The organism is Amycolatopsis regifaucium (assembly GCF_001613935.1).
Taxonomy (GTDB): domain Bacteria; phylum Actinomycetota; class Actinomycetes; order Mycobacteriales; family Pseudonocardiaceae; genus Amycolatopsis; species Amycolatopsis regifaucium.
Genome location: NZ_LQCI01000009.1, coordinates 504122 through 521504 on the forward strand (window position 1 = coordinate 504122; position 17383 = coordinate 521504).

The following is a 17383-nucleotide window of genomic DNA, read 5'->3' on the forward strand; positions in this document are numbered from 1 at the left end:
GCGTGTGGGTCCGGTCACAGGTAGGCGTCAGTACGCTCCCCTCCCCTGCACGACGGCACGGAAGGTCTTCCACAGGATCACCAGGTCGAGGGCGAGGGACCAGTCTTCGACGTACCGCAGGTCGAGCCGGACGCTCTCGGCCCAGCTGAGGTCACTGCGGCCGCTGACCTGCCAGAGCCCGGTCAACCCCGGCTTCACCAGCAGACGGCGCCGCGCGTCGGGGGCGTATTTCGCGGTCTCCTCCGGCAACGGCGGGCGGGGGCCGACGAGGGACATCCGTCCGCTCACGACGTTGAACAGCTGCGGCAGCTCGTCGAGCGAATACCGCCGGAGCAGGCCGCCGACGCGGGTCACCCGGGGATCCTTGCGCATCTTGAACAGCGGACCCGCGCCTTCGTTGTCCGCCTGGAGGCTCTGCTTGAGCTTGTCGGCGCCGGTGACCATCGTGCGGAACTTCAGCATGGTGAAGGTGTGGCCGTCGCGGCCGACGCGGCGCTGGCGGTAGATCACCGGGCCGCGGTCGTCGAGCTTGATCGCGACCGCGATCGCCAGCAGCAGCGGGGAAACGAGGGTGAGGAGCAGGGTCGAGCCGAACCTGTCGAGCACTTCCTTGACCAGACGGCGTCCGCCGGTGAAGCTCGGCGCGCTGACCCGCAGGAGCGGCATGCCGAGTACACCGGAGACGTTCAGCCGTGGGCCCGCCACCTCCATCAGCATCGGGGCGACCACCATCTCGGCGGAAGTCCCTTCGAGGTCCCAGGCGAGCCGCTGGAGGCGCTTGGGATTCCAGTGCTGATCCGCGGTCACGGCGACCACGCGATAACCGCCACGGCGGACGTGGCCCGCGAGTTCGTCGAGCTTCCCGACGACCGGGACACCCTCCACCTCCCCACTCCCCCGCTCCGCCCCGGCACCGGAGTAGGTGCACACGGCTTCGACCCGCCAGCCGACATGAGGATCGGCCTTGGTGCGGGCGATGAGGTCGGCGACCGTGTCGGGGCTTCCGGCCGCGAGCACCGGCAGCAGGCATTCACCGAGCCGTCTGCGCCGGTGCAGCACCTGTCTCAGCGCGTACCGCTGCAGGAACATGACGACCGAGATCATCGGGACGACGATGAAGACCCACGGCTGCACGGCGAGCGCGCCGAAGAGCAGGCCGCCCAGAGCGACGAGCACCGCGGTGGTCATCAGGCCGCGTCCCAGTGTCCGGTACTCCTCCGCGCCTTCGCCGAGCACGCGCGGACTCCAGGCACGGCACACCGACAGTCCGAACAGGAAGGCGGCGGCGGTACCGAGCGCGTGCATGTCGTGCGGATCGGATCGATCGATCAAGAAGGCGCTCATCACGATGAGCACGAAGGCGGTGAAAACGTCACTACCGATGACCCAGGCGCGGTAGCGCGATTCCCAAGCCGCGTACGGCGGCCGCGCCGACGTGTGGTCGACCGCGGTGGCGTTGCCCGCACCCCGTTGCGGGGGAAGCGGGATCGACTGGAGGTCGATGTGCTGCGACGTCCCGTTGACGGTGGACGACGGCCGCACCGACTCTTCCATCAGACCTCCCGGAGTGGGAATTCCCGAACGCCGGATCGACACGCTGAGTCAAGGAGAACGATGTCGAAGAGTGATCGATTCTCGAGGTACTTCAGCAGCCGATGGGGCGACACACGCCAAGGTATCGGCCACTCTCCGGCCATCGTTACAAGGATTTCCAGCCACATCCTGTGCGGACTTCCGGCAAATGAATGTCCAAAAGATAACAAGGTGATGACGATGCGTAATAGACCGTATCCGCCGGACAACTACACAAAGTAGTCACGAAAACATTTGGCTCTCACGGCCACTTGGCGCACCACGCGCCCGAACGGCCGAACGCCCGGAAAACTCCATAGTGGACGGTTCGAGGGAATCGGTCATCCGCCGGTCCACTGTGGATTCCACGCTCGCCGAGGGCCGCCACCTCCGAGGCTCGTCCACGGCACGCCGACCTACCTTGTCAATCGGTCACCGGAGTGGCGTTTCGTCACATCACGTCAGCATCACGGGGACCACGACACGGGGGCCGTGCGGATGGACGCTCCTCCGTGCCCCGCATCACTTCCACAGTGGTCTGAACCTTCCGACGCAGGGCACAGTGCCGAGGATCACAATATCGTCTCGACGACCTGCTTGCGCCACTAATTCACTACGGAACGCAAGCCTTATGTCAAATGTCCACACCGGTCGCGCTGGTCCGGCAACCGATCTTCGAACGCGACCATTTCCGGCCATCGCCGTCGCACCGGGGAATTCGGACGCAGTACCGGACCATCCCACCACGGCAGAAGTACCGTCCCCGGATAACCCGCGTCCGACCTGGGGATCCACTGCGTCCGGACGGCTCTCTGCCGACACTGTCCGAGAATGAACAAGGCCCCGGACCGAGTGGTCCAGGGCCTTCATCCGGTGGGCGATACTGGGATCGAACCAGTGACCTCTTCGGTGTGAACGAAGCGCTCTCCCGCTGAGCTAATCGCCCGCTCGCGGTGTCCGGCAGACTCTACCCCACGACTTTAGGGGGCCTGCAAACGGGTGGTTCGCTCCGACCACACTCCGCTCACCAGCAAATACGGAGCGAACAACCGCGAGCTAGCCGGGGCTGTGCGGACAGGGGGCCGCCCGCGACGCGTTTCGACATTCGTGCGACGGTGCTATCGCGTGACGACTAAACCGCGCAGTATGTACATGTGGACTGCCTGCAGGGCGCATGGAGGGCTGCGCGTCGCGCGGGTGATGATGGGGTGACGGAGCATGGACCCGGGGTCCGATGACCCCGTCCGGGTGATCTGCGGCAAAACCGCGTTCCGATCGGCCGGCCGGTACGTCACATCATCGCCACTCGGTTCGACCGAGCCGGGAAGGAGACGAAGGGTAGGACGATGCGCAACGATCACGTGACGCTCCGCTCGACGGCGGTGTTCGACCTCCTGGCGCCGCGGACACCCGCGGTCCCGGTGAAGGTGGAGCTGCGATACGACACACGCGACCCCTATGCGGTCGTCGCCGCCTTCCGCACCGGCCGGGCAGGCTGGGTCGAGTGGGTCTACGCGCGGGATCTCCTCGCGGACGGCCTCCTGGCCGACGCGGGCGACGGCGACGTACGCATCCGCCCCTCCGTCGAAGACCCCGAGTCCGTCCTCATCGAACTGAACTCGCCGTCCGGGCACGCCATGTTCGAGGCGTCCGCTCAGGAGCTGGCCGACTTCCTCGACCGGACCTACGACGTCGTGCTGCCCGGCAACGAGCACCTGTGGGTCGACGTCGACGACGCCCTGACCCACCTCATCCCCAACGATTTGGCCTGATGACGGGCTTGCGAACAGCAAGTGGCACCCCGGTTGCAGGGCCGTTTTCGGGGTCGGATAGTGTTTACACACACCACGGCGACGGGGTGAGGAGCAGAACCGCGAGGATCTGACCTCCCAACCCGACCGAGGATGTGCGGATGTAGCGCAGCTGGTAGCGCATCACCTTGCCAAGGTGAGGGTCGCGGGTTCGAATCCCGTCATCCGCTCGGAAGGCCCTCTCGGGCCTGACACGGTGGAGTGGCCGAGAGGCGAGGCAACGGCCTGCAAAGCCGTGTACACGGGTTCGAATCCCGTCTCCACCTCGCGCGATTAGCTCAGCGGGAGAGCGCTTCCCTGACACGGAAGAGGTCACTGGTTCAATCCCAGTATCGCGCACCATCTGTTTTCGCAGGTCAGAAGCCCTGCTCCTCCTCGGAGGGGCGGGGCTTCAGTCGTTCAATGGCGATGAAATGGCGATGGCCCTCGGGGCCGTCTCCAACTGCCCGTCACGGAACGTGGCGTGCAGGTGCGGGAACCACTCCCCCAGCTTCGTCCGCTCGCTCGGCGTGAGTGCGACCAGAGACCCGATCCACCGGGTCTCGAGCGCCTGCAGGATCTGACGACGCATCAACGGGGTCACATGGTCGTAGACCCTCGCGATGCCTTTCATCTTCTGCCCGAGCCGCGCTCGACGGGCGACTTCGGGGATGCCGTCCTCGGCCAGCCAGGTGCTGTGGCTGTGCCGCCCTTCATGGAAGGTGAAGGTTGGCAGGGTCGGCTGCACCAGTTCCGCCGATCGCGTGTGTTCAGCGTCACTGCCGTCCCAGACCGGGCGCCAGTACCGGTTGCGAAAGTTCGACCGCCGCAACGGTGCGCCTTCCGCGCTGCAGAGCACGAACGTAAAGCTGTGGCTGTCGATCAGCTCCTCGTAGAAGACCGCGATGCTCGGCGGCAGCTCCACGCTCCGTGTACCGGCCGGGGTCTTGGTCCGGCCCTTCTTCGCCCGGCCACCCTGCCGCCTCAGAGTCACCGGGCGAGTCGGCTGCCGCCCGAGATCGGCCAGCCTGGAGGTGTCGACCCTTCGCCCGCCTTTAAAGAGGTGTCCGCCGATCTCCTTCAACGGCTCACGGATCTGGATCGCTCGGGCCTCGCTGTCGTACTCGTGCCGCTGCTGACCGACCAGCTCACCCCACCGGGAACCGGTGTAGAAGTCGAGCAACCCGAGCACGAACCCCGCGAGCCCGAGCCCGCTCTCGTAGAGACGCATCGACGCACGCAATGCCTGCACCGGTGTCGCGACGAGGTTCTCGATCTCGAACTCGCCCGAGGTGACCCGGATCCCGGCGCATGGGTTCGCCGGGATCTTCCGAGCCTTGACCGCAGCGCCGAGGATCGTGGAGAACAGCGAGAAGATCGACGCCACCGACGAGTCGGCGTAGTCCTCGTGCAACTCCGAGAGCCACTTCTCGATCTCGACGTAGCTGTTGAAGATCCCCGCCAGCGGCCCTGACGACCACTGGGCAGTAGATGGTTGTCCAGAAAGGACCGGTACTTCGCCTGCGTCGTCGGCTCCAGCCGCGGACCGACCGCGTCCATGAACTCCTCGGCGAACACACCGAACAACATCTCCGCCTCACGCGGGTCCAGCCACAGGTTGCGCCGGATCAACGCCTCCTGCTCCACACCCCACGCCTCGGCCGCCTTCTCGGTGTTGAAACCCGACCTGCTTCCCCACGTCCCGTCAGGACGTTTGAACCGAGCACGCCAGCCCGGCGGATCACCGTCGGTTGGTTGTGCGTAAGCCACGACGGATACCTCTCTTCCTTGGCGAGCGCCCCGGCCAGTTCCGGGACGTGATGGGCCGACGCTCACGCAGCACGCATGCCACCGCGGTACGGACGCACCGCGTTCTTCGTCAGCTGCACAATCTCCGCGACGTCCTCCCGGCTGAACCGGTAGTGCTTGCCGAACCGGCGATGCGGGAACACTCCGGCCGCAGCACGATCCTTCAACGTCCTCGGAGACAAGCCGAGCAACGCACCGACGTCCTCGGCTGTCAGCAGCGCGTCGGGATCGCGGGGACAATGCGCCGCCAAAGCGCGGACCGCACTGGCGAGCTCCCGGATCGAGCCGCCAGCGCCGCACCGCCATCGACGGAATCCAGCGCGGAAGTGCTCACGCGCGGACTGTCGTCCGTCACAACAGTTCACCTCCTCCAGTGACGTGGACAGCACGGTTCAGCCCTGCGCGGTCGCGGTACCGGATGGTTCCGGCGGCCCGCAGACGCGAAGGCTCGTGCGTGCCTCAAAGCGATCAATCCGGGCGGCGTCTAGCGGGGTTCGTGCTACCCGAGACCGGAGAGTTGCGGGCCACCGTCTCGACAAGATCGAGGAAGACCTGCTGGCCCGACGCGCCCGTGCCGAACACGAGGCATGGCTCGGTGAGGTTGAAGGCATCGATCTCACCCGGCAGAAACGAGAGGAGGCCAAGCGCCTGGCCCGCATCGCGCCGGTCGAGCTCGGTATACCCGTCATCGCTGGGCGGCGATGACTGGAGTTCCCGTCGGTCGTTCCCAGCGCCAGCATCGAGCTGGGAACGGCCCGGCCGAATCAGATCGGCGAATACCCGCTTCGCGGCATGGGGCATCGGACGGGCAAAATCTCAGCGTGGATCCTGATCGCGAGCACGACCGGTGGACGGCGACCGAACATGAGCGTGGGTACATTCGTGCACGATTGCGACTACTCACCACGGCGCAAGGTGGTCGCCGCACCCCGATCTACTCGGGCTACCGGTCGCACTGGGCTTTCCCGCCCGGCCTCCATCACGACGGCCACGACGCACCTCTGACACTGGAACCGACGAGGACACTCGCACCTGGCGAAGAGGCGATGGTTCGCCTCCACCTGCTCGCACCCGATCTTTGGCCCGAGGTCGCACCGGGTCTGCGGCTCTCGATGTACGAGGGTGCCCGGCTAGTCGGCCTGGCCGACGTCGTGGAGGTCGTACCCCCAGTCCCATGACAGTGTCCGCTCATCGGCATGACAGCGCGCCAGCCTCCCCAGCATCATGCCTGATCAACTTGACAAGTGCAGAGAAATTTCGAGAAGCGCAAAGTCTCGCTCGGCACCTGCGCTCGCGCCTTCGGGACGTCCTGCATCCACGAACACGCCTGCTTCTCTGAACTAACTTTGCCCTTTGGCTCGCACCCGAGCCGCACGTCCTGCTTTAGCCTGCGAGAGCAGCCTGCTCAGGGTGACGTGGACGGTGTCGCCAGAATAGACGGCGGGCTGAGGTGTCCCGATCTCCTTTACTCGGATAGCAGCGCGGACAAGGAATTCACGGCTTGACTCGTAGTTCTCCCTAGTCATGAATTTCGGCTCGAACCAGAGCTCAGTGTCCGGCTCGGTGCGAGTTCCTGACCACGTCGGGCCTGCGTGGTGCCGCGGGGCCAGGCTCACGAACTTGCCGTAGTCGGCGTAGTCAAGGTTGAGCAGAAAGACTGGCCAGTAGTACTGATAAGCGAATATGTCGGTCTCGACGACACCCAGAAGGTGCTCCCAGTCGGCGCCGCGACTGGCGCGCCGCAGTGCAGGCCAGTCCGCGTCGTACGATTCAGGTTTGATAAATGGGTTGAAAAGCATCTGAAAGGCGTCGTGGAGGTGGAGCATCGCAACAGCGATCGCATACGTAGTCCCGATCGCCGCCAGCTCATCGGCTTCGTCCAGGAGCCTGCGCGCTTTAGTATCCTGGATCAGCAAGTCCATGCCGATCTTGTCGAATTCGATATCGAAAACCATTGGAATGGTGTCAATCAAAAAAGGTTCTCACGTCTGCTCGCACTTGCTCGATCGTGGAGGTTGACGGCACGAGACCGTGGTGCTTGAATCCGACTCGCGCGTCGTTCATGCGTTTCATCGGCCCCCGACCAGAAAGTGTGATGTTCTTTTGCTCCTGTGTCGCTTTCCAGTAGCTATCGAATGTCGAACTCTTTTGAAGTTCAACTTCAAGGAATCCTGCAGCCTGATGCAGCAGGTTCTCCACCGAGTCGTGGAAGAGTAACAGGGAGTCGGCGTCGAAGGGGTGCGCCTCATGAGAGATCCGCATCGCGCGTTCAAAGAGTGCCTTGGTGTGGACCAGGCGGTTCATCTGCACCTGGTCGAGTCCGCTCACGAGTGATCCATTCGTCAAAATAGTGGAGCCTGAGATTGACAAGCTGTGACACTGCGAGTGTATCCTCCAGCTATTGATGTCGCGCAAGCCTTTATTGGGCGACATGGGTCGACTGTTGCAGTACCCGAAAAGCTAGACGCTCAACCGCTCCAATCATTGTTCCTGTCAAAGTAGATCAAGGTAGTAGAATATTTTTCCGGCCAGCATGCTGGCACCCTCACGATGCTGGTGCCGATTCCTCGAAGTCGAGCTTCAAGATCTTTATCCCACTCGCCCGACTGATCCTTGCCAATGCAGTAGATGTCTGACTGAAAGTTGGCGGGTGCCCCGCGACGCGACGCGGACGGTCCTGTCCCCGGAAACGCACCTGGCGCTCCTCAGCTCCGTCCTTTCCGCGCCACATCCGGGACACGCCGAGAACACCCTCCTCGTCGACGAGGCGAGGCACCCGGCCGGCCGCGGCTCGGCCTACGTTTACGCCGAGGTGCGTGATGTTCGCGAGCAGTCGATGGCGTATCAACTGACGACCGCATGCTCAATCTTTTCCACGGTTTTAGATGTTTAGTTGACCGTGTCCAAATATCCCGAAGATTCACATTCATATTATTGCATATTTTGCAGAGTGACTAAGAGTTTCCACCTTCGTCAGGGACGTTCCTCTGCGAGCCAGCCACGAACGCGCAAGACCGGTCAGCTCTTCTGGATCCATGCTAGTACCCACTTCCTGACGCCGGCCCGAGCTGATCGCATCCGATCGCGCTCTGCGGTGGACCGGGAGCGTCTCGGCGACGAGTTGTTCGAGCGCTATATGCCCGAGCGCTTCTGCCCCGACGTGTGAACCGGGCTCCCGACGCCGGTTCACTCTGGGCGGCGCCTGACAGCGAGTGCCGGGACGCCGCTGAGGGCTGAAGGCGGCTGGCCGGTACTCCAACCCCATCAACGGGCGCCTGATCCCGATCTCGACCGGGCTTCGGCTCGGCATGGACGTGACGGAGAAACTCCTCCGCGCAGCACTCTCAACCTAAGCGCAGGTACCGGAGCGATCAGGTCGATGCCGGGGTAGTCAACGCAGGCGTGGTGGTGCTCACCGTCCTTGGCCGCGGCGGGTGGCGCAGCCGAAGTTCGAGGGCGGGCGAGTTGTTGAGATAGACCGCACGGGGACAGCCGTCGTCGGCATGTCGAGTGGCCCCTCGGTCGCTACCGAGAGGCCACTTGCAGGTCCGTCCATGGCAGGCGACGGATCTCCCCTGCCGGATCAGCGCCAGCAGCGCCAGCTGTAGGGGTCGTTGCTGTTGAGTGGGGTCGCCCAGGTGTTGCCTCCGTATACGCGTTGGCATTCGCGGTTCAGGTCGACGCTGTAGTAGCCGCTCGTGCCGCCGAGGTCGAGCCGGCAGCGCCAGTTGTAGGCGTTGGGCCCGATGAGGACTGCGTAGGTGATGGCCCCCCGCTGGGTGTCGCAGGCGGCTTCGACCGACAGGCCGCCGACCACGGTAGCCGCCTGGGCGGGGACCGTGAGGCCCATTCCCAGGCCGAGCGCCAAAGCGAGCGTCGCGGCGATTCTCTTGAACATCTTGTTCTCCTTTCCGCGCGGTGCACGGTGCACCGCGTGCGTGTGCCGATGTAGGAAGGGGGTGGGCGGGGTGGCCGCGCGGGCGCGGCCACCCCTTTTCCCCTCCCCCGGGTCAGGCGGTGGTGGAGTTGGCGGGCTGGTCGAGGCCGCCGGGCAGGTTGCGGCCCGTGCCCTTCCAGCCTCCGGTGACGTTGTTGAGACAGCCGGTCTCGACGTAGTTCGCCACGTCCGGGGTGGCCAGCGGCGCGTGCCAGCTCTCCAGATCGAACGTCGATCCGGTCGCCGGGTCGATGCGGCCGAAGATGACGTGACACTCGATCTGCTGGTAGATGCTGTCGGCGAGCCCGTGGTAGAGGCAGGGGATACAGCCTTGGACGTCGTGCCAGAGGTGCACGGTCGCCTCGTGCCCGTGGCCGGAGACCTGCGCCCAGCGCGCGTTGTCGGTCGGCGCGATGCTGATCCGGAAGTCCGGCGCGTTGGTCTCGGTGTCGACGGTGACGCCGGCGCTGTAGGCGCTCACCCCGCACGGGGCGGCGTTCGCGGTCGCCGCGATCGGGCCCAGCGTCGCGGCGGTGCTCAGCCCGAGCGCGGTCACCGCGACCATCGCCGCTCGCCGCGGACCCCGGCGGGCCGCGGCGGCGGTACCGCGCTGGTCGGAGTTGACGGACATGGTTCGAACTCCCTTCCCTGCTTGCGAAAGTTTTCACAAGCGGTGGCGGTCGCGCCCGGGTTGGGGCGCGTTCCGGGGGATTGCGCACACGCCGCCGTCGGGGATCAGGTCATCGTGTGCACCCGATGACGGAGTCCTTCATCCGAAGATGATCACTCAGTGTGCTGACTTGCTGCTGCGGAGGCCGGAGCGGCGGATGGCGTGGTGTACGTCCTGACCATTCCGAGTCTTCCCTGCTGGGAAGTGGTTTATCAAGATCAACAGTGGTTACGTACAAGACCCGTACACCCGCGGACGGCGAAATCGCTGGTCCCCGACCGGTAGCGTTGCCGTTACCCATTGTTGCCTTTTGCTGATGTGAGGAGCACCTGCAGGTGACCGATCACCCAGGCACCACCGAGAATTTCCCCGACCCCCGCCTCATCCACACCCGCGTTGCCTTCCGTGAGGCGATGGGGACGATGAGGGACGCTGGCGGCTGGACCTTCCGCGGCATGAGTGAGGCGTGCACCGCCGCCGGACACGCCGTCACTTCCAGCACCTTGCAGGGCTGGTTCGGCGGCAGCCTCCCGCAGCAAAACAACGAGGACGGCTTCACGACGCTGCTGAGAATCCTCGGGATCACGAGGCGCGCCGAGCTCGACCTCTGGCTCGAGGCGATACGTCGGCTGCGGCCGAAGCCACGGGTAGTGGCTGGGGTGGAGCCCTACCGCGGACTGGAGAGTTTCGGGGCCGAGGACGCGGATTGGTTCTTCGGCCGGGAGTCGCTCGTGCGCACCATCCTCGACCGGGTCGAGCAGCTCCACGACCTCGGCGGTGGTGCGCTGATGCTCGTCGGCGCCTCCGGCGCGGGGAAGTCTTCGATCTTGCACGCGGGTATCCAGGCCGCACTGCGCCGAGGACAGCTCCCTGGCAGCGCCACCTGGCCCGTCCTGTCGATCCCGGCCGGGCCGTCGCCGCTGCGCGGCCTGGCCGACGAGCTGTCCGCCCGGCTCGACGACGACCCGGACCGGATCGCCCGCACCCTGGCCGACTCCCCCGCACAGGGCGCGCACTTTCTCGACCGGTTGCTGGAGGACCAGCAGCGCAGCAGCCCCTCCGGCGGTCCGTCGGGCGCGGTGCTCATCGTCGATCAGTTCGAGCAGGCCCTGACCACCGAGACCAGCGACGACGACGCCGCCGCCCTCGACACCTTCTTCTCCGTCCTCGGCGCCATGACCCGCGCCCACCAGGGCTGCGTCGTGCTGTTCGGCGTGCGGGCGAATCTCTACGAACCCGCCCTCAACAACCACCACCTGCAGAGCCTGACCGGCGGGGATCAGGTAGCCGTCACGCACCTGGACGATGAGGGCCTGCGTGCGGTGATCGAGGAACCGGCGAAGAAGGCAGGCGTCCGGCTCGACGACGGCTTCGCGGACCTGCTGCTGCGTGAGGTCTCCTCGCGGCGAGGCCGCACCGCCCACGACGCCGGCGTGCTTCCCCTGCTCTCCCACGCCCTGCACGAAACCTGGACCCGCGGCCAGGGGGAAGCGATGACCATCGCGAACTACACCGCGATCGGCGGCATCGACAAAGCGGTCGCCGCGAGCGCGACCGAGGTGTTCAACGCTCTCACCCCAGCGCAGCAACGGCTTGCCCGGCTGTTGTTCCGCCGCCTGACCCACATCCACGACTCCGGAGCGGACGTCCGCCGAAGACTCCCGCTGGCCGAACTCCCCAGCGAGCACGAAGACCCCGACTTCCACGAGGTCTTGGACAAGTTCGTCCAGCAACGGCTGCTGACCGTGGACGCCGACACCGTGGAGATCACCCACGACGCCCTCATGGTCGCCTGGCCGACCCTGCGCGCCTGGATGAATCGCGACCGGCGCGGCCGCGTCCTCCGCCAGCATCTGGAACAGCGGGCCTACGACTGGGACACGCGCGGACGCCACCCGGAAGACCTCCTGCGAGGCACGTTCCTCGACGACGCCACCCGATGGTCGACCCGCTACCCAGGCGAGGTCACCGGCATCCCGGCCGAGTACCTGTCCAGCAGCCAGCGTCAGGTTCGACGTAAGAAGCGGCAGCGCGGCGGCGTCATCACAGCGCTCGCCGTCCTCGCGACGATCGCGATCACCGCCGCCATCGTCGTGGCCGTCCGGGAGAACATCGCGGCCCGGGAGCGCGACGAGGCCACCTCACGGATGATCGCGACCCAGTCCGCCACCCTGCGCGACAGAGACATCGCCGGTGCCCGCGAGCTGGCCCTGACCGCGTACCGGACCTCCCCCACCGTCGAAGCCCGCTCGGCACTGGTCGACGCCACCGCCCTGAGACCGGCGGCGCGGATGCGCGCCACCGCCGGGACGACGACCATGTACGCCGTGGGGATCGCCCCGACCGGAACGATCGCCGCGGTCGCCGTCGACACCACCGTCACCTTGTGGAGCACCGCCGACCCAGGCCACCCACGAAGGCTCCCCGCGCTGCCGGACGAAAGCTGCGCCCGCGTCTACGCCTTGGCCTTCCAGCCACAGGGAACACTCCTCGCCGCGGCCTGCGGCGACGGCACCCTCCGGCTATGGGACCTGCGCGACCCTGAACACCCCATCGCCCTGCCGTCCGAAACCGGCCTCGGCGCCAAGGTTCTCTCCGCCGCGTTCAGCCCCGATGGCACACTGCTCGCCGCCGCGATCGCCGACACTCCCGCCAAGGGAGGCCCCGGTGGCGGCAGCGTCCAGTTGTGGCGCGTCACCGCCTCGGGTCTGCAACGGACCGGCACGCCCTGGCGGGTCGACCCGGCTAAGGCCGCGAAATCCGTGTCCATCCACCCGGGAAACGGCTACCTCGCCGTGGGTACCGACTCCGGTTCGGTCCAGGTCTGGGACATCCGTAATCCCGCCCATCCCGCCACACCGGTGACCTTGCCCGGGCCACGGAAGGCGATCGGGCAACTGGCCTTCAGCCCGGACGGGCGACGGCTCGCCTCCGTCGGCGCCGACGAGCCGGTGTTCCTGTGGGACACCGGCGATCCGGCCACGCCTGTCCGGAGCAAGATCGCGCTGGATGCACCGGCACTAACCTGGAACAACGCTCTGGCGTTCACGCCCGACAGTACCCAGCTCGCCGTCGCCAGTTCCGAGTCCGATGTCGGAGTCCGCACCTTCGACCTCGGGACAGGCAAAGTCACCGCCACCCTGCCGCACCCGTCCAACTCCACCGCCGTCAAGTTCAGCCCCGACGGCGCCTACCTGCTCACCGGCGCCAACGACGGAGTCGCCCGGCTCTGGCCCGTCGACGCGCCCGAACTGGCCGGCATGACCGACGCCGTCAGCGCCACCCGATTCAGCGCCGACGGGCGAACCCTCGCCGTCGGCAGCGGCGACCTCCGACTGCTCGATATGACCAACCCCTACCGGCCTCATTTGCTCGCGCCACCGATCACCAATCCCGACGGCTTCTCCGGCACCGTGGCCTTCGCCGCCGACCGCCGCACCCTCGTCGAAGGCCGCGGCCGATCCGGCACGGTGCAGATCTACGACATCTCCGACCGCACTCGCCCCACGCCCGTCGGAGCGCCCTGGACCGCGCACAGCACCATCGTCGAGTCGCTCGCCGTGAGCACAACGACCATGCTGCTCGCGACCGGCGGACGGGACGGCACCCTCAATCTGTGGAACCTCGAGCGCCGCGACACGCCGGTCAAGCTCTCCACGGTGGCCACCTTCGACGGCTCGGTCCACTGGGTCGAGTTCAACCCGCACGGCAACCTCCTGGTCGCCGGAGGCGCCGACCGCACCCTGCGCATCTGGGACATCACCGATCCGGCCCACCCGCGCCAGCTCGGGCCGACGCTCAACCCCGCCAAGCACTACGTCTACTCCGCCGTGTTCAGCCCCGACGGCAACACCCTCGCCGTCAGTCTCGGCGACAGCACCATCCAGCTCTACGACCTGACCAATCCGGGCGAGCCCCGCAAGATCAGCACGCTGACCGGCCCCACCGACTACCTCTATTCCGCCACCTTCACCAGCGACGGCACTACGCTCGCCGGCGCGGCCACCGACGGCACGGTCTGGATCTGGGACGTCACCAACCGCGCGAAACCCGCCCATCTCACAACCTTGAGCCTGGGCATCAAGGCGCTGTTCACTCTCGCGTTCCAACCCGGTACCCGGGTCCTCGCCGCCGGCGGGATCGCCAGAAAGGCCTTCATCTGGAACACCGACCCCGCCGCGGCGCAGACCAACATCTGCTCCGACGTCGGCGACACCATCTCCGAACAGGAATGGAACCGGTACATCCCGGCCCGCCCGTATCAAGCGCCCTGCGGGTAGCTGAGAACCACCAGAACTAGCCCTTGTACCAAGGTCGGCATCACGGGCCCGTAGCGAGATCATCCGAGGCTATATCAACCGACGAGACCGCGGGTGCCCGGCCGTGTGCCTGGATCACCGGTCAACCGAGGGACATAACCGTACTCGCGGGCTCGAGGTGACGTCATGGAGTTCGCGTCCGTCGCTGGCCCCGGACAGTTGCTTGGCGCTGTCCGGAGCCTGCGGCGCGGCGCAACTCCTCCTCGCCCAGAGCGGCGGCGCACCCGTCCTCAGCATATTGCCCCGGCGTCCGCCCAGTACATCCCGGCCGCGGATATCCTGGCCGTTGCATAGCAGCTCGACAATGCCTCTCGGTTTTGTCCGCTGCGGCTTTCGATAGGGTTCCCAAGCTCTCCGGAACTTGAAAAACAACGGTCCTTTTTGGACCGGATTTCGTCATGGCGTCCCCGGTGCGGGTGATCGATAAGGCCGGTAGGCACTGGGGTTGAACTGCCACATGGTTCGGTCGGCCAGCGGTCAAGCGTTGTCATCCCGGCTATCGTGGTGGGATGGCTGGATGTTCTCGCTCCCGCAACGAGTACAGCAAGAACATGACCTTCGGCGGTTGGCGACCCAAAGAGAAGATCGTCAAAACCTGGAAAGCGGTCGTGCTCCGGGTCGAGCACGACGACGAGCGCCAGGGCGTGCTCAAGGCGAACCTTGCAGACGGGACGCTTCGAACCAGGTTCCGGAACGATATCCTAGGCATGCGGCAGATGTCCGAGGCCGGGATCGAGGGCGTGCTCCGCGTTCTTGATGCCGTTTTTCAGGAGAACCCGATGTGGTTCGTCATGCCAGAAGCAACCCCACTAGCTCAGCACTTGGCACGATCCCGTCAACCTCACGGACCCGGTCGACCTCGTCATGCCGGTGATCACAAGTCGGCAGTGAACACCTCCATCTACCCGGTTCGGCTCATTTCGAATTGATCATTTTCCTTATAAATCAAGTCAGGGGGCGCCTGACAGCTGGATCAGGCTTACGAACTCTCCAGCCTGGGTCGCCTGATCGACCGCGGTGTCCCTGGGCATGCCGGTGATCACGAAGACATGACATTCGCCCACTCAGGGGAAAACAACCGAGTACCCGGGGGGCAGCGTGGTCCTCTCGCCGCGGCGCAGGTATCGCTGGGTGAAGGTCTCGGGTGTGCACTTGGTGGCGTTGAACAGGTATCCCACCGTGTCGGTCCTGTTGTAGAAGGTCGCGTCGCCTGTGGCGGGGTCGCTGCTGATGCAGGCGCGGGCGGACGGGTTGGTGTATGTGGTGGTCAGGCCGTTCTGCGTGATGTACAGCGGTCCGGTGGCCGCGCTGGCCGGTGTGACCGGCCCTGCGGTGAGCATGCCGGCGACAACCAGAGCGCCGACCGACGTGAAGATCCTTCCCACGTCTCCTCCTCGTGATCGATGGTCTTTTATCCTCCTGTCGGGACGATAGAGGTTCCTTCGCCGGTCGGTCACGGATTGCCCCGTGAGGATTGCGCGTACGGATGCGCATTTACGGCACCTGAGAGGCCGTGTCATGATTTCCGTGTAAGCCACGGATTATTTCTTGTTTGATTCTAGTGGAGTGGTAGTCGGTCTGGGAAGAGTGCGGCGAGGGTGTTGAGTGCTTGTTTCCAGCCTCGGGTTCCGGTTCCTGATGGTCCGCCTCGGTTGCTGGTGATGTTGCGGAGTCCGAGGTAGAGCAGTTTTGTCGCGGCTGTGTCGCTGTCGAAGTGTCCGCGGTTCTTGGTGATTTTCCTGAGCTGGAAGTTGATGTTCTCGATCAGGTTTGTCGTGTAGACGATCCTGCGGAGTTCGGGTGGGTAGTCGAGGAATGGTGTGAAGTCGTTCCAGGCGTGTCGCCATACCTGGATCGCGGCGGGGTATTGTGTGCCGAAGTCTTTGTCGAACTGGGTGAGTGCGATCTCGGCCGCCTCGAGTGTCGGCGCTGTGTAGATTTCCCGCATGGCGGCGGCGACTTTCTTTCGGTCGCCGTAGGAGATGAACCGCATGGCGTTGCGGATCACGTGTACGACGCAGGTTTGGACCACGGTGTCGGGGAACGCGCCGCGGATCGCGTCGGGCAGTCCGGTCAGGCCGTCGCAGCAGGCGATCAGGATGTCTTTCACGCCACGGTTGTGCAGGTCGGTGACGACTTTGGCCCAGAACTTCGCCGCTTCGGTGTCGGAGATCCAGAGGCCGAGGGCGTGTTTACGGCCTTCCATGTCCACGCCGATGGCCAGGTAGGCGACCTTGGAGGTGACCACGCCCTTGTCCTTGACCCGCAGTCGCAGGCCATCGACATAGAGGATCGGGTACATCTCGTCCAGGGGCCGGGATTGCCACAACGCGATCTCGTCGGTCACCACTTCGGTCACATTGGAGACCAGTTCCCGTGACACGTTCACGCCATACACTTCACGCAAATGGGATTCGATGTCCCGGGTGGTCATGCCACGCGAATACAGCGACAGGATCGCCTCGTCGATATTACTCAGCCTGCGTGCGCGTTTCGGTACGATCGCCGGTTCGAACGAGCCGTTCCGGTCGCGCGGCACCGCGAGCTCGACCGGACCGTTCGAGGTGGACACGGTTTTCGGGGACCTGCCGTTCCGAGAATTCCCGGAACCGTTCCCGGCAGGATCTCCTTTCTCATAGCCGAGATGATGGGTCATTTCAGCGTCCAGCGCCCGTTCGAGCACCGCCTTGGTCATCTCGTTCAGCAATTCCTGCGCGCCCAGCGCACCGCCATTCTCGTATGCGTCTTTCACCAACGCGTCCAGCGTTTCCGGCGGCAGAACACGCGCGAGCGCTTCGCCGGCCGCGGAGCCCGGATCCTGGTCAGGTGTGTCCTCGGTCACAGATGAAGCCTTTCTGGGTCGCGTCCGACGACCCGATCCTGGTCCATCCACGGCTTACACGGTTGTCATGACACGGCCCGGGTATCCGCGCGCCGAGGATGAACGACAACCCCGCAGCCTCGATGGCCTGCTGGTTGGCCGCAGAGATCATGCCAGCGTCGGCCACGACCGTGACATCAGCCAGCTGGTGGGCATCCATGAACGCACGGATGGTCGGCAGCATCGTAGTGGTCTCGCCCCAGTTGCCCTCGAACGCGTTAACCATCAACGGAAACCCGCTTGCGTCGGTGAGCAGCCGATCGTGATCCGCGGCTCCAGGCGGCGTTCTTTGGAGAACCCGGGCTCACGGAACCCGTCCCCGGCATCGGTCTCGAAGTACAAGGTGGACACATCGTAGAGAACCAGTGACGCCGGCCCCAGATCAGCGGTGCGGGCGCACGCCGC

At 65.4% G+C, this 17383-nt stretch carries 13 protein-coding genes, 4 tRNA genes and 1 pseudogene; 6 read left to right on the plus strand and 12 right to left on the minus strand.

The window, feature by feature from the left end; genetic code table 11:
• Window positions 1-27: 27 nt before the first annotated feature.
• Window positions 28-1554, minus strand: coding sequence for a sugar transferase (locus AVL48_RS12205; protein ID WP_061982838.1), 1527 nt, complete (start codon window positions 1552-1554; stop codon window positions 28-30).
• 892 nt (window positions 1555-2446) lie between these two features.
• Window positions 2447-2518: transfer RNA gene (locus AVL48_RS12210), tRNA-Val, on the minus strand.
• A gap of 400 nt (window positions 2519-2918) precedes the next feature.
• Here AVL48_RS12210 and AVL48_RS12215 point away from each other — a divergent pair.
• The 4 genes from AVL48_RS12215 (at window position 2919) to AVL48_RS12230 (ending at window position 3725) form a co-directional block, all read left to right on the plus strand.
• Window positions 2919-3344, plus strand: a complete 426-nt coding sequence (locus AVL48_RS12215; protein ID WP_005159130.1) for an SsgA family sporulation/cell division regulator — start codon at window positions 2919-2921, stop codon at window positions 3342-3344.
• 136 nt (window positions 3345-3480) lie between these two features.
• Window positions 3481-3553, plus strand: a tRNA-Gly gene (locus tag AVL48_RS12220).
• Between the two features lie 25 nt (window positions 3554-3578).
• Window positions 3579-3649: transfer RNA gene (locus AVL48_RS12225), tRNA-Cys, on the plus strand.
• Between the two features lies 1 nt (window position 3650).
• Window positions 3651-3725: transfer RNA gene (locus AVL48_RS12230), tRNA-Val, on the plus strand.
• A gap of 49 nt (window positions 3726-3774) precedes the next feature.
• Here AVL48_RS12230 and AVL48_RS12235 read toward each other — a convergent pair.
• The 7 genes from AVL48_RS12235 to AVL48_RS12270 form a co-directional block, all read right to left on the minus strand.
• Window positions 3775-4776 (minus strand): site-specific integrase, encoded by a 1002-nt coding sequence (locus AVL48_RS12235; RefSeq protein WP_244162573.1) that lies wholly within the window; start codon window positions 4774-4776, stop codon window positions 3775-3777.
• Between the two features lie 418 nt (window positions 4777-5194).
• Complete coding sequence (locus tag AVL48_RS12240) at window positions 5195-5422, minus strand: helix-turn-helix domain-containing protein (RefSeq protein ID WP_244162574.1); 228 nt, start codon at window positions 5420-5422, stop codon at window positions 5195-5197.
• Window positions 5423-5639: 217 nt separating this feature from the next.
• A complete protein-coding gene (locus AVL48_RS38990) occupies window positions 5640-5972 on the minus strand; it encodes a hypothetical protein (protein WP_061982837.1) in 333 nt (110 codons plus the stop codon).
• Between the two features lie 539 nt (window positions 5973-6511).
• A complete protein-coding gene (locus AVL48_RS39525) occupies window positions 6512-7126 on the minus strand; it encodes a hypothetical protein (RefSeq protein WP_061982836.1) in 615 nt (204 codons plus the stop codon).
• 10 nt (window positions 7127-7136) lie between these two features.
• On the minus strand, window positions 7137-7499 hold the full coding sequence (locus tag AVL48_RS12255; RefSeq protein ID WP_061982835.1) for a hypothetical protein: 363 nt from the start codon (window positions 7497-7499) through the stop codon (window positions 7137-7139).
• Window positions 7500-8754: 1255 nt separating this feature from the next.
• Window positions 8755-9069 (minus strand): hypothetical protein, encoded by a 315-nt coding sequence (locus AVL48_RS12265; RefSeq protein WP_061982833.1) that lies wholly within the window; start codon window positions 9067-9069, stop codon window positions 8755-8757.
• A gap of 112 nt (window positions 9070-9181) precedes the next feature.
• Window positions 9182-9739, minus strand: coding sequence for a hypothetical protein (locus AVL48_RS12270; RefSeq protein WP_061982832.1), 558 nt, complete (start codon window positions 9737-9739; stop codon window positions 9182-9184).
• Between the two features lie 374 nt (window positions 9740-10113).
• On the opposite strand from AVL48_RS12270, the gene AVL48_RS12275 reads away from it, so the two are divergent.
• Window positions 10114-14058, plus strand: coding sequence for an nSTAND1 domain-containing NTPase (locus AVL48_RS12275; protein ID WP_061982831.1), 3945 nt, complete (start codon window positions 10114-10116; stop codon window positions 14056-14058).
• A gap of 590 nt (window positions 14059-14648) precedes the next feature.
• Window positions 14649-15026: a hypothetical protein gene (locus tag AVL48_RS38995; protein WP_143104812.1), complete on the plus strand. Its 378-nt coding sequence runs from the start codon at window positions 14649-14651 to the stop codon at window positions 15024-15026.
• Window positions 15027-15161: 135 nt separating this feature from the next.
• Here the strand turns inward: AVL48_RS38995 and AVL48_RS12280 are convergent, their stop codons facing one another.
• The 3 genes and pseudogenes from AVL48_RS12280 to AVL48_RS38255 all read right to left on the minus strand — a co-directional run.
• Window positions 15162-15482 carry a hypothetical protein gene (locus AVL48_RS12280; protein ID WP_061982829.1) on the minus strand — a complete coding sequence of 107 codons (321 nt, stop codon included), beginning with the start codon at window positions 15480-15482 and terminating at the stop codon, window positions 15162-15164.
• A gap of 173 nt (window positions 15483-15655) precedes the next feature.
• Window positions 15656-16876, minus strand: a complete 1221-nt coding sequence (locus AVL48_RS12285; protein ID WP_425266131.1) for an IS256 family transposase — start codon at window positions 16874-16876, stop codon at window positions 15656-15658.
• Between the two features lie 142 nt (window positions 16877-17018).
• Window positions 17019-17383 (minus strand): annotated as a pseudogene (locus tag AVL48_RS38255) (IS1634 family transposase); the annotation flags it as partial.